The organism is Castellaniella sp. MT123 (assembly GCF_039614765.1).
Taxonomy (GTDB): domain Bacteria; phylum Pseudomonadota; class Gammaproteobacteria; order Burkholderiales; family Burkholderiaceae_B; genus Castellaniella.
Genome location: NZ_CP154879.1, coordinates 3,302,059 through 3,324,292, shown reverse-complemented (window position 1 = coordinate 3,324,292; position 22,234 = coordinate 3,302,059). Strand labels below are relative to the sequence as shown.

23 protein-coding genes are annotated in these 22,234 nt (G+C 61.3%); 4 read left to right on the top strand and 19 right to left on the bottom strand.

The window, feature by feature from the left end:
- Nucleotides 1-66: 66 nt before the first annotated feature.
- The 10 genes from ABCV34_RS15685 to ABCV34_RS15640 all read right to left on the bottom strand — a co-directional run bounded on the left by ABCV34_RS15685 (nucleotide 67) and on the right by ABCV34_RS15640 (nucleotide 7,533).
- Entirely contained in the window at nucleotides 67-282 is a 216-nt protein-coding gene (locus tag ABCV34_RS15685) for a hypothetical protein (RefSeq protein ID WP_345797157.1), read from the bottom strand.
- 11 nt (nucleotides 283-293) lie between these two features.
- Nucleotides 294-533 carry a helix-turn-helix domain-containing protein gene (locus ABCV34_RS15680; RefSeq protein WP_345797156.1) on the bottom strand — a complete coding sequence of 80 codons (240 nt, stop codon included), beginning with the start codon at nucleotides 531-533 and terminating at the stop codon, nucleotides 294-296.
- The gene (locus tag ABCV34_RS15675) at nucleotides 533-1,201 is read right to left on the bottom strand and encodes a Rha family transcriptional regulator (protein WP_345797155.1); all 669 of its coding nucleotides are present in this window, start codon (nucleotides 1,199-1,201) and stop codon (nucleotides 533-535) included. Before ABCV34_RS15675 ends, ABCV34_RS15680 begins: the two co-directional genes overlap by 1 nt.
- A 17-nt stretch (nucleotides 1,202-1,218) precedes the next feature.
- Complete coding sequence (locus tag ABCV34_RS15670) at nucleotides 1,219-1,500, bottom strand: AlpA family phage regulatory protein (protein ID WP_345797154.1); 282 nt, start codon at nucleotides 1,498-1,500, stop codon at nucleotides 1,219-1,221.
- A 104-nt stretch (nucleotides 1,501-1,604) separates the two neighbouring features.
- Nucleotides 1,605-2,681 carry a hypothetical protein gene (locus ABCV34_RS15665; protein ID WP_345797153.1) on the bottom strand — a complete coding sequence of 359 codons (1,077 nt, stop codon included), beginning with the start codon at nucleotides 2,679-2,681 and terminating at the stop codon, nucleotides 1,605-1,607.
- A gap of 381 nt (nucleotides 2,682-3,062) precedes the next feature.
- The gene (locus tag ABCV34_RS15660) at nucleotides 3,063-3,719 is read right to left on the bottom strand and encodes a hypothetical protein (RefSeq protein ID WP_345797152.1); all 657 of its coding nucleotides are present in this window, start codon (nucleotides 3,717-3,719) and stop codon (nucleotides 3,063-3,065) included.
- A 37-nt stretch (nucleotides 3,720-3,756) separates the two neighbouring features.
- Entirely contained in the window at nucleotides 3,757-4,221 is a 465-nt protein-coding gene (locus tag ABCV34_RS15655) for a hypothetical protein (protein ID WP_345797151.1), read from the bottom strand.
- A 67-nt stretch (nucleotides 4,222-4,288) separates the two neighbouring features.
- Nucleotides 4,289-6,298, bottom strand: coding sequence for a hypothetical protein (locus tag ABCV34_RS15650; protein ID WP_345797150.1), 2,010 nt, complete (start codon nucleotides 6,296-6,298; stop codon nucleotides 4,289-4,291).
- A gap of 384 nt (nucleotides 6,299-6,682) precedes the next feature.
- Nucleotides 6,683-7,282: a hypothetical protein gene (locus tag ABCV34_RS15645; RefSeq protein WP_345797149.1), complete on the bottom strand. Its 600-nt coding sequence runs from the start codon at nucleotides 7,280-7,282 to the stop codon at nucleotides 6,683-6,685.
- A 95-nt stretch (nucleotides 7,283-7,377) separates the two neighbouring features.
- A complete protein-coding gene (locus tag ABCV34_RS15640) occupies nucleotides 7,378-7,533 on the bottom strand; it encodes a hypothetical protein (RefSeq protein ID WP_345798808.1) in 156 nt (51 codons plus the stop codon).
- Between the two features lie 800 nt (nucleotides 7,534-8,333).
- Here ABCV34_RS15640 and ABCV34_RS15635 point away from each other — a divergent pair.
- Entirely contained in the window at nucleotides 8,334-8,795 is a 462-nt protein-coding gene (locus ABCV34_RS15635; protein ID WP_345797148.1) for a hypothetical protein, read from the top strand.
- On the top strand, nucleotides 8,792-9,541 hold the full coding sequence (locus ABCV34_RS15630) for a DUF1828 domain-containing protein (RefSeq protein WP_345797146.1): 750 nt from the start codon (nucleotides 8,792-8,794) through the stop codon (nucleotides 9,539-9,541). Before ABCV34_RS15635 ends, ABCV34_RS15630 begins: the two co-directional genes overlap by 4 nt.
- Before the next feature lie 459 nt (nucleotides 9,542-10,000).
- Here ABCV34_RS15630 and ABCV34_RS15625 read toward each other — a convergent pair whose 3' ends face one another.
- Nucleotides 10,001-11,416: a tyrosine-type recombinase/integrase gene (locus ABCV34_RS15625; RefSeq protein WP_345797145.1), complete on the bottom strand. Its 1,416-nt coding sequence runs from the start codon at nucleotides 11,414-11,416 to the stop codon at nucleotides 10,001-10,003.
- A 227-nt stretch (nucleotides 11,417-11,643) separates the two neighbouring features.
- On the opposite strand from ABCV34_RS15625, the gene ABCV34_RS15620 reads away from it, so the two are divergent.
- Nucleotides 11,644-12,051: a DoxX family protein gene (locus tag ABCV34_RS15620; RefSeq protein ID WP_345797144.1), complete on the top strand. Its 408-nt coding sequence runs from the start codon at nucleotides 11,644-11,646 to the stop codon at nucleotides 12,049-12,051.
- A gap of 23 nt (nucleotides 12,052-12,074) precedes the next feature.
- Here the strand turns inward: ABCV34_RS15620 and ABCV34_RS15615 are convergent, their stop codons facing one another.
- The 8 genes from ABCV34_RS15615 to ppk1 form a co-directional block, all read right to left on the bottom strand.
- Entirely contained in the window at nucleotides 12,075-13,448 is a 1,374-nt protein-coding gene (locus tag ABCV34_RS15615; protein WP_345797143.1) for a sensor histidine kinase, read from the bottom strand.
- Entirely contained in the window at nucleotides 13,445-14,113 is a 669-nt protein-coding gene (locus ABCV34_RS15610; RefSeq protein WP_345797142.1) for a response regulator transcription factor, read from the bottom strand. Before ABCV34_RS15610 ends, ABCV34_RS15615 begins: the two co-directional genes overlap by 4 nt.
- Complete coding sequence (locus tag ABCV34_RS15605) at nucleotides 14,110-14,475, bottom strand: PepSY domain-containing protein (protein WP_345797141.1); 366 nt, start codon at nucleotides 14,473-14,475, stop codon at nucleotides 14,110-14,112. The genes ABCV34_RS15610 and ABCV34_RS15605 overlap by 4 nt, the downstream gene beginning before the upstream one ends.
- A 171-nt stretch (nucleotides 14,476-14,646) precedes the next feature.
- Entirely contained in the window at nucleotides 14,647-15,429 is a 783-nt protein-coding gene (pstB, locus tag ABCV34_RS15600; RefSeq protein WP_345797140.1) for a phosphate ABC transporter ATP-binding protein PstB, read from the bottom strand.
- An 18-nt stretch (nucleotides 15,430-15,447) separates the two neighbouring features.
- The gene (gene pstA / locus ABCV34_RS15595; RefSeq protein ID WP_345797139.1) at nucleotides 15,448-16,308 is read right to left on the bottom strand and encodes a phosphate ABC transporter permease PstA; all 861 of its coding nucleotides are present in this window, start codon (nucleotides 16,306-16,308) and stop codon (nucleotides 15,448-15,450) included.
- Between the two features lie 13 nt (nucleotides 16,309-16,321).
- A complete protein-coding gene (pstC, locus tag ABCV34_RS15590; protein ID WP_345797138.1) occupies nucleotides 16,322-17,257 on the bottom strand; it encodes a phosphate ABC transporter permease subunit PstC in 936 nt (311 codons plus the stop codon).
- Between the two features lie 158 nt (nucleotides 17,258-17,415).
- A complete protein-coding gene (gene pstS, locus ABCV34_RS15585) occupies nucleotides 17,416-18,462 on the bottom strand; it encodes a phosphate ABC transporter substrate-binding protein PstS (protein WP_345797137.1) in 1,047 nt (348 codons plus the stop codon).
- A 144-nt stretch (nucleotides 18,463-18,606) separates the two neighbouring features.
- The gene (ppk1, locus tag ABCV34_RS15580) at nucleotides 18,607-20,676 is read right to left on the bottom strand and encodes a polyphosphate kinase 1 (protein WP_345797135.1); all 2,070 of its coding nucleotides are present in this window, start codon (nucleotides 20,674-20,676) and stop codon (nucleotides 18,607-18,609) included.
- A gap of 67 nt (nucleotides 20,677-20,743) precedes the next feature.
- On the opposite strand from ppk1, the gene ABCV34_RS15575 reads away from it, so the two are divergent.
- The gene (locus tag ABCV34_RS15575; RefSeq protein ID WP_345797134.1) at nucleotides 20,744-22,234 is read left to right on the top strand and encodes a Ppx/GppA phosphatase family protein; all 1,491 of its coding nucleotides are present in this window, start codon (nucleotides 20,744-20,746) and stop codon (nucleotides 22,232-22,234) included.

Below are 22,234 nucleotides of genomic sequence, written 5' to 3'. Positions count from 1 at the left end.
ACCCGGTGCCGGTTGTTTTCGGCACAGGGATATTCTGAGGCACCACGCAGGGTTGTGCAAGTCGCATCATTGCAGGCCCCCCGGTGCGTCATGGGTGGTTGCTGCGCTGGCCCGGATCGCCTGCAATAGGGAATCAGGGGTATAGCCACGGGTCAGCAGCAGCGTACCCAGCGACATGAATACAGCCAATGCCGCTTCCAGGGGGTCGCAGTTCAAGGCACGGGCCTGCCCCATGATGACGGGCAGCACAGTGTCGAGAATGAATCCCTCGTGTTTGGTCATGGCGTTGTCCATCACACGCCCCCCAGCGAATACAGCGCCACGCCGCAATGACGGTAGCCGTCCGCATCCCAGATGCTCACGCGCTGGGTGCGGATGTCGTGGCCCATGCGCCGTAACTCCAGGACGCGGGTGGGGCACTGGTAGCAGCCGATGCGCCGCAGTTCATAGCTGGTCTTGGGGCCGGTGGTGAGCGCCTGCATGATCCGCGCGCGCTGGCTGTCGGCACTGGTGGAGCGGTTGTCGGTCGGCATCACGCAGCGCCCCCGATCAGGGCAGTTTCCAGCCGCTGCAATGCGGCCTTGGCCCGTTGGTAGCCTTCGTGGTGGCCGTGCGCTCCGGCCATCGCTTGGGCCGCGATAGACTGCGCCACCACCAAGATGGACTGACGCGCTACGCTCAGGTACTTGCGGCTTCCGGATTCGACCCCCACCGTCTGATTGATGGCGCGGTTCACGTTCAGGTGCACGAACCGCGCATTGCCGGAATTGCGGGCGAGCCGGGCGATCTCGTCGTGCAGGTCGTGGTAGGTGGGTAGGTATTCGGCGCTGTGCAAATCGACGCGCTGGCGGGCCTCACGAAACGCCATGACAAGGAGCACCTTCAGTTCACGTACGCGCTTGGTGTTGCGGCTGTAGGTCAGCAGCAGATAGGCCTGGTCCTCGTTCAGCAAGGCATAGCGTTCGGGGCGTCCGCCGGCAGCGCTGGCAGGTTTCCCGATTTGAAATCTGAAAACCCCAAGTTCCTGGAAGTCATCCGCATAGGCGGTCAGCAACTTCACGACGCTTTCATGCTGATTACCCAAGTACTGCGCGAGCTGGCGGGAATCGATGCGTGGTTCGGCCGCAGTGCCCGAGAGGGTGATAGAATCTTTCCCGGTCGTCGGGGTCGCGCTCTTGCCGGAGTCGCGGCCCATTTTCATGGTCGTCTGCATGATGGTCAGGCCCCCATGCTGGCGACCCAGCCTTGGGGGTCGGCCATATAGGCACGCACGTCTGACAGACGCCAGCGCGTACAACGTGCAGAGAGTCGAATCGGTTGCGGAAACCGGCCATCACGGACCAGCTTCCACGGCCACGAACGCGAAGCGCCCAAGAGGCGGGACACTTCGCGGTCTGTGATGAGGCGGTCGCCATCGTCAATACTGGTGGCCGAATATGCGGCGCGTGCTTGCGCCTGCGTGATGCGCCGGGTGTCGGCTTGTGTAGCTTGCTTTGTCATGTTGTCCCTCGATGGGAATTGAACATGAACATAGGCTACTGATTACGGGCACCGCCTCTTGCCAGGTGGCACGTTTTGGCAAAAAGTTTTTGCCACTGGCAAACTCAACTCGCCAACAGTTTCAGCCCCTCGCTGATACTGGCGCGAATGCTGGAATCTCCAAGACCGCGTGCGTTCGCGTCTGGCATGGCCTTCACTATGTCATCCACGCCGGCTGCAATCTGGCTGCCGTTCGGCTTGTCGCCGCTTTTGTACCTGCTCGATTTTTCCGACAACAGCAGGGCCAGTGCACCGATTTGCTTCAGCAGTTTGTGATCGGTCGAGAACGTGGCATCGCCGTTCGGATGACTGATCTTGGCCTGGGCAAGCTCAGATTCCAGGCGGAGTATTTTGGCCTCGTATTTATCGACATAGCCGTTGTCGCTGGAAATCCTGGAGTTCAGACCGGATACTTCAGACTCCAGACGCTCGACCTTTTCCTGTGCTGCCGTCAGGCTCCGCCGCAGACTATTATTCTCATGCCGCAGTTCCGCCTCGGTGACCTCCTGCGTCTCCTCGAAGTTCCAAGGCAGCGGCCACGGGATACCATTCCTGTCGCACCAGGCCGCGAGCGACTTTGCGAGAATCACATCTCCACGCTCCATGCCGCTGTGCTCAAACTCGATCTCGCCATCCTCGATGGCTTTCAGCACCGTGTCACGCATTCGTTCCGACTTGAGGTAACTGGATCTATCGTACGGGTCAAGCCCCATAAGTACACATGCCGCCTGTACATGGTTTAACGTTCTCCACAGCGCGAGGTCGCGCTTCCACAGCGGATCAGATTCATCCTCAGCAGGTGGCCTTTCAAACCTGAACTTGTTGCCGGGCTCGTGGCTGCGAATCCACGCATTGAGGTCTTCCGGTTTGGCCTCCATCGTGACGCGTCGAAGCTCTGCGCCGGGAATATTCGGGTCATGTCTATAGCGTTGTGAGGGTTCGTCAGGAAGATAAACAGCCAACTCCCCCGAAAGCGCCGACTCCATCAATGCATTGATGCGAGATTCTGTGTACGGCGAATCGACGGCGGCAGCAATGATGTGAGCAGCCATCCCGAGGCGATAGCGGCCCGACGATTTGACGTGTTTCCACTGCTGCAGACATCCCGCAGCCGCGGCAATGTCCAACTCTGAAAGTTTCATGCGCGCCTCGTTCCAGGTCGCTACGTTCGGGAAATAGGAGCCAGCGTCACGCCGGTGAACGTATCCGGCTTTTCGGGGATCAGCCTAGACGCTGGCAAAGTCTAATTATCGTGCATTCCGGTGCGAGGCTCAGCACGAGGATCCGCGCTGACCAATGCCACCGCTCGCGCGCACTGTCACTCGCATTTGAAATGCGGGCAAGAAGCACCCTTCCAACCACGCCAATGCGTGTTACCTGTTACCCAAATCCGAGGATGTGTAGCTGGTCAAAAAACGCGGCGCGCAATGCCCGCATGGCTTTTTAACCAAAACGGGACCCTTGACCCCGGGGGCCGGATGGTCAGCGGCCCAGCACTGCCCAAGGCGGCCACCACCAACGCATCAGCCATCAAGGCCGAGGCGCTGGACGACGTCCGCATGCACTTCAGACCAATGCTTCTTCGTTTCATCATCCACATATCCACGATCAAACGAAACACGGTGAAGATCCGAATCACACAGGTACTGATCGAGGACTCGCTTTATGTTTTCACTTCCTGGTATTCGCGCCAATGCTGAGACACTCTTAGGAACCTTGTAGAGACCTGAAAGGCCACTCACAATGTCCATGCGATTCAGGCACTCCCGCATGGTATTGAGCGCAGCGTTGTATTCGGAACAGGCGCGGCCACGCTCCTCCGACAATAACTTCCAGTAAGCGATATTCCTTTCCTCTTCAGCAGCGTGAAACTCACCGTTGGCCTCAGCGAGCTGCGTATCCAGGATCGCACGGGCGTTCTGCGCAATCTGTGCCTGAGCCAGTACCTCAGCGTTTGACTTCTTCACGGCCGCGATGCGTTGATCACAATCAGACGTGTCTGGCGATGACCCATCAATGAATGCGCGTGCGATGATTTCATCACGCTCTTTCAGAAGGTCATCGAGTTCCGCCGTAGCGCTAGTCACACTGGCAATCTTCTCGTCGCAACGTTCAATCTTTGCCTCGATGTCGGCGACACGATCGCGGGCAATCTGGAGGCGGCTCTTGGTCTTGCTCATGCTGTTTTTCTCCGCAGGTTATCGAATAGGGACTGGATTAGGCTTCGCCACGGCGGTGCTTGCCGGCCATGATGATCCGCTGCGCGACCGTGAGCGGCTGCCCGTCGCCGCCCGCGCCGAGGCTGAGTGGTTTGCGCGCGTCGATGCAGACCACATCCAACGCATCAATGGCGGCTCGGGCCGAAATATCCATGTCGAATGCCATAATTCCGGCCTGGATCACCCGCCCCACTTCAATGCCATGCTTGACGATCCGGGCGCAGCGGGCCCGCTCCTTGTCGCGAGTTGCACGGGCCGCTCCAGCTGCCGCACTGGCGGACCTCTGCTCACCCAGCAAGGTCGTGAATCCTGCCTCGCGGCCAGTAGACATGTGCCCCGGCTGCACGAGTTTCAGCCGGGGCTTCTTGCCCACGGTTGCCGCGCCAGTCGTCTGCAGCTTCACACGAGGCTTGGTAACGCTCTGTTTGAGTTGCGGCTTGTATTGCGTCATCGTAATCATCATTCTTGATTCCTCTCAGTCACATCAATGATGGGCCACGCATCGACCCGGTACGTTCCATCAATCACCCTCACGGCATGGCTCCCAGCATTTGATAGCGCACGGCGGTCGGCAAGCCTGGGATGCCAAAATTCGGAGTGCCGGATTGCGGCGGGCCCGAGATGATGCCCTTATCACGCAACGCGGCGGTCAGCTCTTTGGTTGCCACGATGCTGCCCTCCAATGCCTGGATCTGACGGATCGACTGATCATTCGTCGTGGTCGCCGGGGTGACGCCTTGGTCCGCACCCGACGTGGTATCACCAGTCGCCGCGCGAGCAGTCGCAGTAGGGTTTGATACGGTACCGCTTCCCGCTATGCCGGCTCGCACCCCGGCCTGTATCGTCTCATCCGTGTACGGTTGCTCTCCGTTCTCCGCCCGGATCTGCGCCTTTATGAGGCCGGACACAATCTTCTGGTCATCAAGGTCTGGCCGATCGCCCGCGGCCAAGCCGGTACCGCGAGTGAGCAACCCTATATAGTTGCGCATCTGCTCAGGCGTGTTGCCGGTTCTCGCGCCACCCGTCCACTTGTCGGCAATCTGCGCAACGGTGAGGCCCCTGTACCCTGTCCGCAGGTTGGAGACTGCCGCTGATATGCCGGCCTCCGGTGTTGCGTAGGTACGCTCCTGACCTTTGCGCAGGATATTGAGCGGGTTGTTGCTGCGTATGCCGATGGGGTGCCCGGCTCCGAATACACGCTTGAATCCTGCGGAGAGGAAGTCCCCGGCCGGAAGGTCGAACGATGCTTTCAGCCAGTTGCCGCGCGCCGTGTCTTCGTTACCCTTGGCGGTGTTGGTATCTGGCAGCCCAAGGGCGCGGGCAACCTGTAAGGCAATGTCTGAGGCGAGCCACGTTATACCAATCTTTCCGAGTAAACCCATGCCGCCGCCCGGTGCGCCTGCACCTTCTGCCACCGCCACACCGCCCGCCATCCCCTTTATCGCTCCGGCGGCTTTTTTGGCAATAAGCAGGTTTGCGGCCAGCGCCGCGATGGGCGCGACCCAGCCTGCCACGACAGACGCGAATTTGATTGCCACGATGTCGCGCAGCACCGCCCCCCAGCCACCGAACTTGTCAACGATGCTATTGACCTTATCCCACAGGTCGCCCCAGTTCACGCTCGTGATCCAGTCGGAGAACTTCTTCACGGCGTCACCGAAAGCCTGCGCGATTGCCAAGCGGTGGCTGTTGAGCCATGTGGTGAGGTTGCGCACCATGGGCTCCAGAATAGGCGTGAGCGTGATGCCGATCGTGTTCCCAAGGTCCGACATCTGGGTGTTGAAGCCGAACATGATGTCGCGGAACTGCGCAGCTCGCTGGATTGCTGCAGGACTGGGTGCGTAGCCATCCGCGATAGCTTGGCGTCGATCCTGATCGTATGTGCCGCGCTGGATCATGGGAAGAATGCCGCCCATGCCCAGCGACTCGGCTGCCGTGCGCTGGCCCACCGGATCTCGTATCCGGCCCAGCGCCGTCATGATGTCGGCCTGAGTCTTCTGGTAGTCGATCGCGCCGTTCTTGCCGTGTGAGATGTTCACACCCAGGCGGTTGAGCAACATCATGGCCTGCGGGTTGCCACCGTAGGCCGCCATCCGGATGGTGTTCTGCGATGACATCACACTCTGGTCAAACTGCTGGGCGGTGACGCCGGCACGCTGTGCCGCGAAGTGCCACGCCTGCAAGCCTTGGGCAGACATACCCAGCATTCGGGAGGTGGTCTTCAGATGAAAGCCCAGATTCCCCCAGCGTTCGGCCAACGCACCAATACCCCCCGCGCCGCCCACAAGACCCGTGAGCGCAGTCATGCCCGGCACGATGGACGCTATCCGATCCGATGCCACGCGTGCCGTGTTGGCGATTTTGCCCAGTGCAGCCTCAGCCCGCGAGATTGCTGCAACACCGCTTCGGCCCACCGTCCTGAATTTGCCCGTCATCTTGTCCAGGGGCGCCGACACATTCGAGAATGACCGCTGTACCCGTTCGGCGACGCGTGAGGCATTGTCGATCGCAGAGATGCGAAATGTCAGATCAGTTGCCATGATTGCCTCGTTCCAGGCATTGATATTTCATCGTTGAGAAAGTCATCGAGCGTCTTCCCCAAGCAATTTCTTAACCGCCGCCGTTGGCCAAAGCAGCCTGCCATTGGGCAACTTGCGCGGCTTGATCCCGGCCCAATTTCCACGCCGAGAAAGTGCCGCCCGAATGCTTTCAGCGTTGCAGCCGGCCTGCGTGGCCAGCGCACTGGTCGTATATCCGAATGTCGGCAAATCCACGATATTCACCCTCAATCATTGAATTACAACGATATTTGGCGCTACGGGTATGCTTACTCGTCAAGACCCAAAAAATTACCCCGCTCCTCTCATAGGAGGGCGGGGTGAGCATCGGGTACTTCGGAGTATGTTTGGGGTACTTGAACGACGCTATTGCACCAGCCGATCATCAGCGCCGTGGCGAATTACGGCGCGGCCAAACGGATCGTGGGCCTCACGAGCTCGAGGGACTGATCCGACCTCAGCACGTTCGCGCCGCGCCTTCTCGATCTCCTTCCCCATGTAGGAACGGTCAAGCCTCGGGTGGTTCATCTTCTCGGCTTCAAAAACGCGCTGCAAGCCTCCCCGGCGGCCGTTACGGTCTTGTTCCTTCTCCAGCATGGCCAGCCAGCGCGCGCGACGCTCCCCCGGGCTTTCATGTTGGCGGCTCGCATCCACAGCAACCGGAAATCTGAACTCACAGTGGGGTTCGTTTACCACGAGCCACTCATTGAGGTCGTCGCCATACACCTCCAGAGACTCGCGAATCAGGAGCCCCCCAGGAGCGCCGCGCCGATATCTGTACCGTTTCAGCTGACCGTTCAAGAACACAGGCAGGGTGCCATCGTCGGCCGATTGCGAGAGCTCATCCATCGTCTGGTTCTTCAGGTCTGGAGCCCCACAAGCCACCGCAATATGAGTCGCCGCCTCGCGCATCCGATAGCGGCCCGGAACGACCGGCACTTCAACTCCGTCAGAAAGCCAAGACATGCATCACCATGCAATAAAGGTGCCAGCGCCAGGCCGGCTGAGCAGGACCGGCATTTTCACCCTCTCGGGCTAGGCACTGGCGTACTCTGTTAGCTTCAGTCCTTCGTGCGTCTGATGCGGGTCAACGTCAGCTGCATCCCCACACTGTCCACCACTGCAAACAAGGTCTTCGCAGTGGGGTTGCCCGCCGGCGATAAGGCACGAAATAGGGTCTCACGCGGGATGCCCGCCCGGGCAGCCACAGCGCACATGCCTTGAGACCTAGCCATACGGCGCAAAGTCGCTAGAAATGCCAGGCGCTTCCCGGCTGATCCTGTATCGCTCTGATCGTCCACCATGCAGCATCCACGAAGCCCGCGCCGCATCGACCGCTACTCCAACCGGGCAGTCGACCACAACACCTGGCCATATTCACAGGTGAATTATATGTCACGGTACTGTGCAAAAAAACAATTCGCCAGTGTCCACGGCAAATCGCGCCACGCTCTGGGCCTCGACCTCCACACCCGTCACCAAGCACCAGGCGCCCCTCTCCAGCCAAAGGAGCCGCACTCGCACGACGCTAACTCCCGGGTACTCACTGACGTAGTAGCGGCCAGAGGACGGAAGCATGCCTTCTCACTGTGATCACTTGCGCTGTATCATGACGGCGCAAGTTACATCCTGTTGAAGAAACTGCCACCGATAGCAGTGGACAGGCTGTGCTCTCAACATGATCCTAAAAGAATCCATCCGAGTCATGGAACGGATGGCTGCGCCTTCTGGTGTGGCTTTGAACTGTAGGCCCGGTGGGCACTGAGAGGGGGTACCGCAAATGATGAACGGCTCAGGAATGTTGTTTTCGCTTGTAGGCTATCTCGTACTGATCGGGATCCCGGCAGCGATCATTTTGGAAAAGGCCGGGTACAGCAAGGCCTGGGTCATCTTGGCATTCATTCCGGTAGTGAACCTGATCGCGCTTTGGGTGTTTGCGTTTGCAAACTGGCCTGTGCTTCGCAGGTAGCGCCTTCTGGTGGGGGGTTGGGGTGTAGGAACGAACGTGGAGCGCTGATTGAATCTAAACGATGTGCCTGAGGCCGATGCCCGCGCTCTGCTTGCAGTGAGGCACGCCTGCGAAGACTACGGCGACTGGGAAACCACGAAGGCATCGCCGGAAGCCCACAGGATTTGTTGTGGACTGCTTGACGCGGACGGCGCGAGAACGAATCTTTATGTGGAGATGTTCGTAAAGGTCTCCCAGAAGACCAAGATCACACATTACAAGTTTTCCGTCATGCGCCGCAGGCCCCTCGACGGCCGCGTGTACCAGCTCGAAATCAAGGTGTTTCCTCGGGCCCTGAAGGACCAGCACCAGATGCCGCACGAGCACATTGGGCGCCACCGCGAGGCCGGGGATGCGACGTGGGCTGCTTGGGGCTTCGATGAGGTCTTGGCGCGATTCATCCAGCAGACTAATATAGAATTTCGTCCAGACCTGGGAAGCCCTCTCGACTTCCGGCTGAGGCCATCATGACGTGTCAACATCTACCAGATCTTCTAGGCTACGCTTGTCACTCCCTCAACGAGAACGGCAGCCTGGCCCTCATCGAAACGGCTTTCACCTTCAATGATGGTGAAGGCCTGCCCGTGTTCATCGAACGGTCCGGCCAGCAAATTCGGTTCTTTGACGACAACGAGACCGTCTTTCATTTTTTGGGCAGAGGGCTCGGAGACGACGAGGGGAAGATGAACACTCGGTTCATCAGAAATGCGATTGAGCCTTTCGGCCTTACGTTGAATGACCAAAACGTAATCGAAATCTGGGCGAACGAGGGTGACTCCAAAGCCGCGTTCGCCAAGTACATCAGCGGCCTTCTCGCTGTCGCGCAGCGGGAACGGGAAAGCGAAGGCACGAGCCCGGACATCAGTCTATTTGTCGAAGACGTCGCCATGCACCTAATTGCGTGGAAAGGTCGGGACCGGGTGACAACGGCCCCGCATTTCACAGGCATGTCGAAGACGGAGTACGCGCTTGACTTCATGATGGAAGGCGAAGCGGTCATCGCCATCAATCCTCACCCAATCTCGGTCGGTAGCGCTCTTAAGAAGATGGTCGACATCGCCGGTGCGCAGCCGAACATCAAATTCAGGGTCATCATCGAAGACCGGAATGATCCTAAAGCAGCAGAGACTGAGGGCATCATTCTCACGAGCATGGCGACTGTGATGCCCATGACGCGATTGATCAAGGTATCGCATGCTACCGAGACAGTGAACTAGCCCATCAGCAGGCGTCCGCCCCCGCCCTGTCCAGCCCTCCCTTTCGGAGGGCTTTTTCATGCCTGGCGCCGGAGCTCCAGACACTATTAATTCCTGTGCGCTGCTCGCCATTTCAGCGATGATCTTGCCGTCACGACACGCGTATCGAATTTGCGCGCCATAGTTGACCACGCCTCCGATCGTCACGACCGCCCGCTCGTCAACCTCTCCTGCTCACCTCCGCCCCCCAGCTTAGGCACCACCCAGAAGCAAGCATTGATGCGGGTTTTCGGCCAGATCCAGGATCATAGGGCACCACTCTGGACCCTGCCGCTTAGTGCGGATTCTCCATGCTCGACGACACGACCTCGCATCAACCGCAGGGACTTTACCCAGTTTGCGCAGTTCACCCTTGACGCATATTTTTATGCATTTCGGACTTTGCGCAGTTTACACAGTTGGGTCTAGGGACAAAAAAATTCACGCACGCGGCTGCACGATGTCAGCGGCGCCCGCCAGGATGGCATCCAGCCGGTCACCCAACACCTGCCATGCGGCAGTCTTCTCGGCCTCATAGTCGTGTCGCAGGTAGACACGCCGTACTCGGCCCGCCAGCAGGTGATTCTGGCAACGGTCAATCGTGTCCAACGACACGCCCAGCGCCTGCATCATCGTCGCACCGGTGCGTCTCAGGTCGTGAGGCGTCCAATCGCCGCGCTCGCCGCCAGCAAGCACCAGCGAATCATCAAAGGCGCGGCCCCGCAAAGGTTTGCTGCGATCCTTGAATCGGATCTGGCGGTCGCCCACCTGCTTTGACACGGATCTCAGGCAGACGTGGGCATCTCCGGCGCGCTGGTTCCTCGCTGGGAAGCACCAGGCGCTATCACCCGTGATTTCGTGCAGGGCCTTGAACTGCCGCAAGGCGAAGTCGGACAGATAGACCGTCTGCGGATTTTTCTTGCCGCGGTGTCCCTTCACATTTTCGAGCGGGATAAACCAGGTGCCCGCATCCAGGTCCACATGTTCCCAGCGGGACCTCAGCAGTTCGCCGATGCGGCATACCGTACTCAGGCACAGCCACAGAGCAATGCGTGTTTTAGTATCCACCGGATGCACGGCTGCTCGACGATCCGGGGCATCCGCATAGCTCGCATCCATGTTCCGGAAGATGTCGGCAAGCTCCCCGATTTCCGCCGACGTCAGAATGCGGGTGCGTTCATCCTCGTAGTCGGTGGGGATCAGCAAGTCCATATCGACCAGCTTAGCCGGGTTGCCGTCCTCGAGTAGCCGATTCCAGGGCTTGCGCTCGCGGCCCCACTTGAGCATGTGACTCACATTCCCATAGGTGATGATCGCCTGCCGGATGATGCCGCGCTCTGTCTGGGCACGCAGCAGGGAGAGAATGTCGCCGCCCGAGAGCTTTCGTAGCTCGATGCTTCCAATGGCTGGCAGCACGTCTTTCTCAAACTGGCGGCGCAAGTCCTTGTTGCCATCCTTGCGGGCCACGCCATCCACGATCCAAGCGCCATACAAGTCCCGCACCGTCTTTGCAGCCAACTGCGCCACTTTCGCCGCAGCCTCCTGCGCTCGCTTCTCTTCTGCCTTGGTCTGACGCTCCTCCTCGCGCTGCACCTGAAAATCTATGCCGTTACGGGCAAGAGCTCGAATCCGCGCATTCTCGGCAGTCGCATCGGCAAGCGACATTTTCCCCGGGCCATCGCCATAGGGACACGATAGCCGCGCCACCCGACGACGCCCCAGAACGGTATACTTCACGAACCATTGCCGCATGCCGTCAGTGGCAACACGCAGGTACAGGCCAGTATCGACCGCAAGCTCATACGGCTTGGCTGCGGGCCTGAGCGCATTCAGCTCTTTGACCGTCTTTTTTCCCATAGTCAGCACTCCGTAGGACACTCGTAGGACAAAAATATGAGGCTAGATAGTGCTTGTTGTCACATCATGGAGACACTAATCTAGTACAAGAGCCGCATGAATAAAGGCTATGCCTTGTTTCTATCAATGTACACCAATTCCCAAGAATGTAGTATTTAACTGCTTTGGGAGCAGAGGGTAGCATGTTCGAATCATGTCGCCCCGACCAACACAATCAAGGAACCCGCATGTCTTCCACCACCGATGATCTTGGCAAACTCATCCTGCGTCTGGTTCTAGGCATCCTGGTCCTGCTGCATGGCCTGTCCAAACTGGACAGCGGCATCGGCTGGATCGGCGGCATGCTTCAGGGGCACGGCCTGCCGGGTTTCGTGTCTTATGGCGTCTATATCGGCGAAGTCCTTGCGCCTATCCTGGTGATCCTGGGCCTCTGGGCGCGCCTGGGCGGCATCCTCATTGCCATCAACATGCTGTTCGCCTTCGGGCTCGTCCACGCCCACGACCTGCTCACGCTGGGCAAGAGCGGCGGCTGGGCGATGGAACTGCAAGGCATGTACCTGTTCACGGGCCTCGTGGTCGCGCTGCTGGGCGCCGGTGCCTACAGCCTGGGCGGACGCAACGGCCGCTGCAACTGATTCAGCACCGACACGCGGGCCCGCTAGGCGGCGGGCAGCGTCACCACCACACAGGCGCCGCCCAGTTCACTGGTTTCGATCCGGGCCCATCCGCCATACAGGTCGGCCAGATCGCGCACGATCCCCAATCCCAACCCTGAGCCCGGCGTGCGCTCGTCAGCGCGCTTGCCCCGCTCGAAAACCGCTTCCGCCCGCTCGGGGCTGAGCCCCGGACCATCGTCCTCTACCCGGATTTCCAGTTCGCCATCCAGGCTGCGGGCCGAAACCCGGACCCGCTTGCGCGCCCACTTGCCCGCATTGTCCAGGATATTGCCCAGCATTTCCTGGAAGTCCTGGGATTCTCCCCGGAAGGCGAGATCGTCCGCCACCCCACTCAGGTCATAAGTCAGATTGCGCTCGGCATGCACGCGGACCATCACACGCACCAGGCCTTGCAGCAAAGGCAGGATCGGGCTGCGCAGCCCGGTCATGCGGACCGCCGCAGCCGCCCGCGCATGGGCCAGGTGGTAGTCCACCTGACGGCGCGCGGCATCCACCTGTTCGGTGATCAGGCGCGGCAGCGCCGGATCAGCCGCCGCCGCCGCATTGGCCATGACGGCCAACGGCGTCTTCAGGGCATGCGCCAGATTGCCAGCCTGCTGGCGGGCGCGTTCCAGGCCCTGGGCATTGCGATGCAACACCTGATTGAAATCATCGACCAGCGGCTGAACCTCGGTCGGGAACACCCCTTCGATCCGTTCCGCCCGCCCTTGGCGCAAGTCCGCCAGACGCTGGCGCAGACGCGCCAGGGGCCGCAATCCATACCCCACCTGCATCCAGGCCGCGAACGCCATCCCCAGCACGAGCACGCCCAAGGCCATCCCCAGCATCTGGTTGAACCGGCTGATCGGCTCGGCCAGCAGGGCCTGGTCGGCCGCCACCGACAGCACCAGATCTTCATAAGGGCCGTCAGCCGGCTCGACTTCGCGAACGCGCAGCTGCAGTTCGGTGCCGCCCGGCCCCGGTGCCTGGGTCCGCAGGTCCTGGCCTGGCGTCAGGTACGGATACAGAACGGGCAGGCGCGCATCCCACAACGAGCGGGACCGCAGCTGCTCCGCCGGCCGTCCATTCTGGGCCGGAACGGAGATCTGCCAATAGAGCCCCGAGTACGGGTGGGTGAAGCGCGGGTCGCTGGGCGGGGACGCGAGCGAGACCTGCCCGTCATCGCTGATCTGCAGCTGCGCCGTGAGCTGGTCCAGATGGATGTTGAGTTCGGATTGCAACTGCGCCAGGATGTGCTGGCGAAACAGCTGCTGGATCCCCCACCCCGCCACCGCCACACTGAGCAGCGCCCAGGCCAACACACCCGCCAGCAGACGCAGGCGCAGGGACCGATAGCGCGCCTCCAGCGGCTTCATGATGGGGGTGTGGCGGCCAGCCGATATCCCAGCCCGCGCACTGTCTGGATCAGTTCGGCCGGGATCTTGCGTCGCAGGCGGGCGATGAAAACTTCGATCGTATTGGAATCCCGGTCGAAGTCCTGCGCATAGATATGCTCGACCAGCTGGCTGCGGGAGATGACTTCCCCCTGGTGCATCATCAGATAGGCCAGGACGCGGTATTCATGGCTGGTCAGTTCCAGCGGCGCATCGCCCAGCAGCACTCGCGACTGGCGGGTATCCAGCAGCAGAGGCCCGCAGCGGATGTCGGTCGAGGCATGCCCCCCGGCCCGCCGCAGCAGGGCGCGCACTCGCGCCTGCAGCTCTTCCAGGTGGAAGGGCTTGGTCAGATAGTCGTCGGCGCCCGCATCGATCCCGGCAACCTTGTCGTGCCAATTATCGCGGGCGGTCAGGATCAGCACCGGCATGATGCGGCCGGCCTCGCGCCAGGCCCGCAGCACCGACAAGCCGTCACGCCCCGGCAAGCCCAGGTCCAGCACGACCAGATCGTAGGGTTCGCTCAGCCCCTGATGCTGGGCGTCCAATCCGTCATGCGCCACGTCAGCCACGTAACCAGCGGATTCCAGCGCGACCTTCAGCTGGGACGCGAGCAATGGCTCGTCTTCGGCAACCAATAGTCTCATCGATGTCTTTCCTCGCCGCGCAGGGGGCGGCGCCCCACCGATGATATCCGGCCCGTGTGCGCATCGACCCTGATCTTGATCAGACGACCCTGATCCTGAAGAATCTTGAGTTCGTACACCCACGGACCCTCGCACGGCGGCGCACCCGCGCAATCGCCCTGGCCGTCCTCTTCCTCGAATTCGACCTTCAGGACCTGGCCCGGGTAGTCCTTGGCGACCCGCGCCAGGACGTCCTGCAGGGGCAGGACTTTGCCGAGTTGCTGCAGGCGTTCCGCCTGTGCGCGGTCATGATTGTGGGCCGGCGCGCCCGTCGCCCACAGGCCGAGGGCCAGCACACCGGCCAGCACACTGCGACGTCGCATGACAGGACTCCTCCGAGGTCGGATGCCCGTACAGTAGCAGGAAGGCGATGAATGCGAAATGAACATTGACACTGCCTTCTCAAACTGTGGCAGCTCCCCACCTCGCGCCTTGCAAGGCGCTCCGATGATTCTGGCGTGGCACAGCCCGCAGGGGCTGTGCCATGTCCAGAATCATCCAAACCTTCCCGTGATGTAGTCCTCGGTTTCCTTGCGGGTGGGCTTCACGAAGATCTGATCCGTCGGGCCGAACTCCATCAGCTCGCCCAGGTACATATAGGCGGTGTAATCGGAGCAGCGCGCCGCCTGCTGCATGTTGTGGGTGACAATCACGACCGTGTAGTCATCCTTCAGTTCGGTGATCAGTTCCTCGACCTTGGCCGTGGAGATCGGGTCCAGCGCCGAACACGGCTCGTCGAGCAGCAGGACTTCGGGTTTGATGGCGACCCCGCGGGCGATGCACAACCGCTGCTGCTGGCCACCGGACAGGCTGTTGCCGCTCTGGCCGAGTTTGTCCTTGACCTCGTTCCAGAGCGCTGCCTTGGTCAGGGCCCATTCCACCCGCTCGTCCATTTCGCCCTTGCTGAGCCGCTCGAACAGACGCACACCAAAAGCGATGTTGTCGTAGATGCTCATGGGAAACGGCGTGGGCTTCTGGAACACCATGCCGACCTTGGCCCGGATCAGGGAAATATCCAGGCGGGAATTCAGCAGGTTCTCGCCATCCAGTTCGATGGTGCCCTCGGCGCGCTGACCGGGGTAGAGATCGAACATGCGATTCATGGTCCGCAACAAGGTGGATTTGCCACACCCCGACGGACCGATGAAAGCCGTGACCTTGTTTTCCGCGACGTTCATGTTGATGTCGCGCAGGGCATGGAAGCTGCCGTAATAGAAATTCAGGTGACGCACGGCGATCTTGGTGCGTTCTGGAGCGACGGTCGGATGCGGGTTCATGGTCGGAATCAAGACGGATTATTTACGAAACAGGCTGCGGGCCACGATGTTGATCCCCAGCACCAGCAGGGTGATCAACGCCGCGCCGGCCCAGGCCAGCCGGTTCCAGTCCTCGAAGGGGCTGGCCGCATACTGGAAGATGACCACCGGCAAGTTGGCGATCGGAGCATTCATGTTCAGCGACATGAACTGATTATTCAGGGCCGTGAACAGCAGCGGCGCCGTTTCCCCGGCGATCCGGGCCACCGCCAGCAGGATGCCGGTGATAATGCCCGATCGCGCGGCGCGATAGCAGATGAACACCACCACGCGCCACTGCGGGCAGCCCAGGGCGGCGGCGGCTTCACGCAGGCTGTTGGGCACCAGGCAGAGCATGTTGTCGGTCGTCCGCACGACCACGGGGATCACCAGGATCGCCAGCGCGAAGGCGCCGGCCCAGCCGGAATAGTGGCCGGCCTGCGCCACATAGACCGCGTAGATGAACAGGCCGATCACGATCGAGGGCGCCGACAGCAGGACGTCGTTCAGGAACCGTGTGGCGGGGGCCAGCCAGCCCCGGCGGCCGTATTCGGCCAGATAGGTTCCCGCCAGCACGCCGATCGGCGTGCCGATCAGTGTGCCCACCGCCGACATCAGCACGCTGCCGACGATGGCGTTCAGCAGGCCGCCGGTCTGCCCCGGCGGGGGCGTGCTTTCCAGCACCAGGGCGAAGGACAGCGCGCTGCCGCCCTTGAGGAGCAGCGTGGCGATGATCCATGCCAGCCAGAACAGGCCAGACCCAAGCGCCAGCCCGGACAGACCGAGCATCATGCGGTTGAACCGCCGACGGCGGCGATAGATCGGGTTGCTCTGGACGATGGAAGAGTCGGAAACGGGCATGGGCAATTCGGTATCAGGCGCCTTCTTTGCGCGACAGTTGCAACAGCATGAACTTGGACAAGGCCAGGACGACCGTGGTGATCAGGAACAGGATCAAGCCGAGTTCCAGCAAGGCGGATTTCTGCAGGCCGCCGGCCTCGTTGAATTCGTTGGCCAGGGCTGATGCGATGGAATTGGAAGGCGAAAAGAGCGAGGTCGGCAGATTGAAGGCGTTGCCGATCACGAAGGTGACCGCCATGGTCTCGCCCAGCGCCCGTCCAAGTCCCAGCATGATACCGCCAATGACGCCGTGCTTGGTGTATGGCAGCACGACTTTCCAGACGACCTCCCAGGTGGTGCTGCCCAGTCCGTAGGCGGATTCCTTCAGCAGCGCGGGCACCTGCTCGAACACGTCGCGCATCACGGCCGTGATGAACGGAATGATCATGATGGACAGGATCAGCCCCGCGGTGAACAGGCCGATACCCATCGGCGGGCCGGCAAACAGATTTTCCAGGATGGGGACGCCGTCGGCCAGATCGACGATGCCGGGTTGCACGTATTCCTGGAACAGCGGCACGAAGACGAACAGTCCCCACATGCCATAGATGATGGATGGGATCGCGGCCAGCATTTCGATGGCGGTCCCCAAGGGCCGACGCACCCAGGCCGGGGCCAGTTCCGTCAGGAACATGGCAATACCGAAGGACACCGGAACAGCGATCAGCAAGGCCAGCAGCGCGCTCAGGACGGTCCCCAGGATCGGCACCAGGGCCCCGAAATGCTGACGAACCGGATCCCAATCATTGGTCCACAAAAAGGCGAAACCGTACTGGACGATCGTGCCTCGACTGCCGTAAATCAGGGACACCATGATGCCCGCCAGCAGGATGAAGACCAGAAACGCAAATGCCCGGGTCAGGTGTCGGAATCCCGCGTCAACCAAGAGATTGCGTTGTTTATTGATCATGAAGAAAGGTTCCGTGGTCACGGGGCACAAGGAAACAGCCGCCCCGATCGGACTTCAAAAACCAGTATTTTCCCACAAACAGGGCGGCTGTCAGCCGCCCTGGATTTACACCGGCTGACCCATGGGGGGTCAGCCCTCATACGGATCGTCCGCTACGATCAGGGCCAGACAGCCTTGCCGTCCTCACCCTTGATCTTCTCGGCCCAGAGGTCGCGAATCTGCTTCGTCACCGAATCCGGCAGCGGCACGTAATCCAGATCGCGCGCCATGTCGCCGCCATTCTTCCAGGCCCAGTCGAAGAAAGCCAGCACTTCGTGCGCCTGCTTCACGTTGGGCTGCTTGGCATGCACCAGGATGAAGGTTGCGGACGTCACAGGCCAGGAATCGGCGCCGGGCTCATTGTTGAGCACCAACCCCATGCCAGGCGCCGACGACCAGTCGGCATGGCTCGCGGCTGCGGCAAAAGCCTTCTGAGCCGGCTGCACGAACTTGCCGTCCCGGTTTTGCAGCTGCGCCCAGGCCAGCCCATTCTGGTGAGCGTAGGCGTATTCCACATAGCCGATCGAGTTGGCCAGCTGACGCACGTAGGCGGAGACGCCTTCGTTGCCCTTGCCGCCCTGACCCGTGGGCCACTTCACAGCCTTGCCTTGACCGACTTGTTCCTTCCAGGCCGGGGAGACCTGGGACAGGTAATTCGTCCAGCCAAAGGTCGTGCCCGAACCATCGGACCGGTGCACCACCACGATGTCCTTGGCCGGCAGCGTCAGGCCCGAATTCAGGCCCGCGATCGCGGGATCGTTCCACTTCTTGATCTTGCCCAGGAAGATATCGGCCAAAACCGGGCCGGTGAGCTTGAGTTGCCCAGCCTTGATCCCCTCGACGTTGACGACCGGCACTGTGCCGCCGATGACCGCCGGGAACTGGACCAGACCATGCTTCTGCAGATCATCGGGCTTCATCGGATCGTCCGAAGCGCCGAAGTCGACCGTCTTGGCGATGATCTGCTGCTGACCGCCGCCCGAACCGATGGACTGATAATTGATGCGATTGCCGCTGGTTTCCTGATATTTGGCGGCCCACTTCGCATAGATTGGGTAGGGGAAAGAGGCGCCGGCCCCCGTCAGGTCGGCGGCAAACGCCGACGCGCCTGCAGCCGCCATCAGCGTCAGGCCCGTTGCGCATTGAACCAGCATCCGTTTCAACATATGGAAAATTCCTGTGTGGATGATCAAATGTGACGGATTCCACATCCGTCAGGACTGCATGGTAAAGATACCGTGTGACAGTTTGATGACAGACTGACGCCCCCTTCCAACTCGCGGCCCGCAGGGGCTGTCATATGTCCGAAATCACCCCAGCCGCGCCATCAAATATTGATGCAGATTGAACGCCGGCCGGCGGTTGCGCACGCGCTGGTAGCGACCGTCCGGCTGGGCGGCCCAGGCCAGCTGATTGTCGCGCCAGGCGAACGTGAAGGACTCGTCGATCACACGGCGGCGCAAGGTCTTGTCCAGCACCGGGAAGGCCAGTTCGACCCGGCGCAGGAAATTACGGTCCATCCAGTCCGCCGAGGACAGATACAGCGGTTCGGCGCCATCCTGATAGAAATAGAATACCCGGGAATGCTCCAGGAAGCGGCCGATGATCGAGCGCACCTGGATGTTTTCCGACAAACCGGGCACCCCCGCCTGCAGCGCACAGGCCCCGCGCACGATCAGATCGATGCGCACGCCGGCCTGGCTGGCCGCGTACAGGGCCTTGATGACGGTGGGTTCCAGCAGGGAATTCATCTTGGCGCGGATTCGGGCCCGCTTGCCGGCGCGCGCGAACTCGGTTTCCGAGCGGATCAGGTTGAGCACGGTTTCATGCAGCGTGAATGGAGACTGCAACAGCAGTTTCAGTTCGCGGCGCGCACCCAGTCCGGTCAGCAGGGAAAAAACCTGATCCATGTCCTCGCAGATCGCCTGGTTGGCGGTCAGCAGACCGAAGTCGGTATAGAGTTTGGCCGTGCGCTGGTGATAGTTGCCGGTTCCCAGATGCCCGTAGCGCCGGATGCGGCCATCCTCGCGCCGCAGGACCAGGGCCATCTTGGCATGGGTCTTGTGCCCCACGACGCCGTAGCTGACATGCGCGCCGACTTCTTCCAGGCGGGCGGCCCAGTTGATGTTGGTCTGTTCATCGAAACGCGCCATGAGTTCCACCACCACGGTGACTTCCTTGCCAGCACGGGCGGCCGACAGCAGCAGCCCCATCAGTTCGGAGTCCTCGCCCGTGCGATAGATGGTCTGTTTGATTGCCACCACCTGGGGGTCCAGCGCCGCCGCCTGCAAAAACATGAGGACCGGCTGAAAAGACTGGTAGGGATGATGCAACAGGTGATCGCGGGCGGCAATCGCCGCGAACAGGGTCTCCGGGCGCTGCATGTCGCCATCGAACGGCGCCGGAATCCGGGGACGGAACACCGGGTATTCCAGGTCGGGCCGGCTGACCCGGTTGCACAGCTGCATGAGGCGGGTCAGATTCACCGGACCATTGACCCGATAGGTATCGGCCGGCCCCAGGTTGAATTCCCGTTGCAGGAAGAGTTCCAAGTCCGGGGGCAGCGCATGGGCGATCTCAAGCCGCACCGAGGCGCCGAAATTGCGCTGCGAGAGTTCGCCCTGCAGCGCCTGCCGCAGATTGGTGATTTCTTCCTCGTCGACGAACAGGTCGCTGTTGCGGGTGACCCGCCATTGATAGCAGCCCTGCACGTTCATGCCGGGGAACAGATCGCCCACGAAGGCATTGATCAGCGTGGTGAGCAACATGAACCCGTCGGGGATCCCGGAGATCTCGGGCGGCACCTTGACCATGCGCGGCAGAGCGCGAGGCGCCTGCACGATGGCGATGTGGCCCTCGCGGCCGAAGGCGTCCTCGCCGCTGAGGGACACGATGAAATTCAGGCTCTTGTTGTAGACCCGGGGGAAGGGATGCGCCGGATCCAGGCCGATCGGGGTCAGCAGCGGCATCACGTCACGCAGGAACACCCCGTAGGCCCATTCCCGCTGCAAATCCGTCCAGCCGGTGGAATAGATCAGACCCACGCCCACTTCCATGAGCCGGGGCATGACTTCACCCGTCAGCAGGCGGTTTTGCCGGTCGACCAGCACATGAGCCGCCCGTTGCACGCGGTCGAAGGCCTCGCCGGGCGTCATCCCGTCGGCACTCCGTAATTCGGGCGTCTGGCGCTGCTGCTCTTTCAAGCTGGCCATCCGGATTTCGAAGAACTCGTCCAGGTTGGACCCCACGATGCAGAGATATCGCAGGCGTTCGAGCACGGGCACATCCGGGCGTTCGGCCATGGACAATACCCGCTCGTTGAACTTCAGGACCGACAGTTCGCGGTTCAAAAGGGTTGGCGTTTCTTCCGCGCCTCGCATGGGGACTCCAGTTCCTGTCATGAATCGGCCACTATAATCGCACAGTGCAACACTCTCGGGTAACCTCATGGACGACCGGCTGGCATCGATCGACCTCGGATCCAACACTTTTCGACTGTCCATCGGACGAATTGTGCGCCATGGCGGCGCGGTTCAGATCTATACAGAAGACAAACTCCGCGAACTGGTGGCCCTGGCCAGCGGCCTGGACGAGTACCAGCGCATCAACGCGCCCACCATCGCCCAGGCGCTGGCTGCCCTGCGGCGCTTCGGCGAACGGCTGAAGGGTTTCTCTCCCGACAATGTGCGCGCCGTCGCCACCAACACCTTCCGCGTGGCCCGCAACGCCGCCGAGATCCTGCCCGAGGCCGAACATGCCCTGGGTTTTCCCATCGAAATCATCTCCGGCCAGGAGGAAGCCCGCCTGATCTACCTGGGCGTGAGTCAATATCTGCCTCCCTCGCCGCATCGGCGCCTGGTGATCGACATCGGCGGGGGCTCCACCGAATTCATCATCGGCCAGGGCGAGCAGCCGCAACAGCTGGCATCCCTGCAACTGGGCTGCACAAGCTTGACCCGGAAATTCTTCCCGCATGGCCGCATCACCAAGGCACGCATGCACCAAGCCATCCTGGCGGCGCGCAGCACCATGGAATCCATCACCAGCACCTACCGGCGCATCGGCTGGCAAGAGGCCTACGGTTCATCGGGCACGGCCAAGGGCCTGCTGGCCATCCTGGTCGAAAACGGGCTCAGCCCGGACGACATCACCCTCGACGGCCTGGAACGCCTGTCCACCGCCCTCATCCAGGCCGGCGAAGCGCGCCTGCAGGACTGGGCCGGCCTGAAGCCGGAACGCGCTCCCGTCCTGGCGGGCGGTCTGGCCATCATGATCGCCGCGTTCCAGGAACTGGGCATCGAACACATGAACGCCGGCGAAGGCGCGCTGCGCGTCGGCGTCCTGCATGACCTGCTGGGCCGGGACTCGCACCATGACCGGCGCGACGAGACAGCCCGCCAGATGAGCAGCCGCTATCAGCTGGACGCCAAACAGGCCAATCACGTGCGCAATATCGCACTGCGGCTGTTCGACCAGTTGGAGTTCCCGCCCCTGGCGGGGATATCCGAACTGCGCCGCGCGCTGGCCTGGACCGCCCAACTGCACGAGGTCGGCCTGGCCATCGCCCGCAACGATTACCACAAGCACAGCGCCTACATCCTGGAACACGCCGACATGCCGGGATTTTCCCGCGACGACCAGCATTTGCTGGCGTTCCTGGCCCTGGGACACCAGGGCCGGCTGACCAAAGTCCGTCACTTCGAACCCGACCATACGCAATGGCTGGCCCTGTGCTGCCTGCGTCTGGCCGTGCTGTTGCTGCGGCGCCGCGAACCCGTCGATACATTGCCTTTCGGCATCCGCGCCAATAGCCAGACCGTCACCCTGTCGGTAAACGGCGACTGGCTGGATTCCCACCCCCTGAGCGGCTTTCTGTTGAAGACCGAGGTCGAGGTCTGGCGCAAGGCCGGCTTCATGCTGGAAATCAGCAAAAAATAG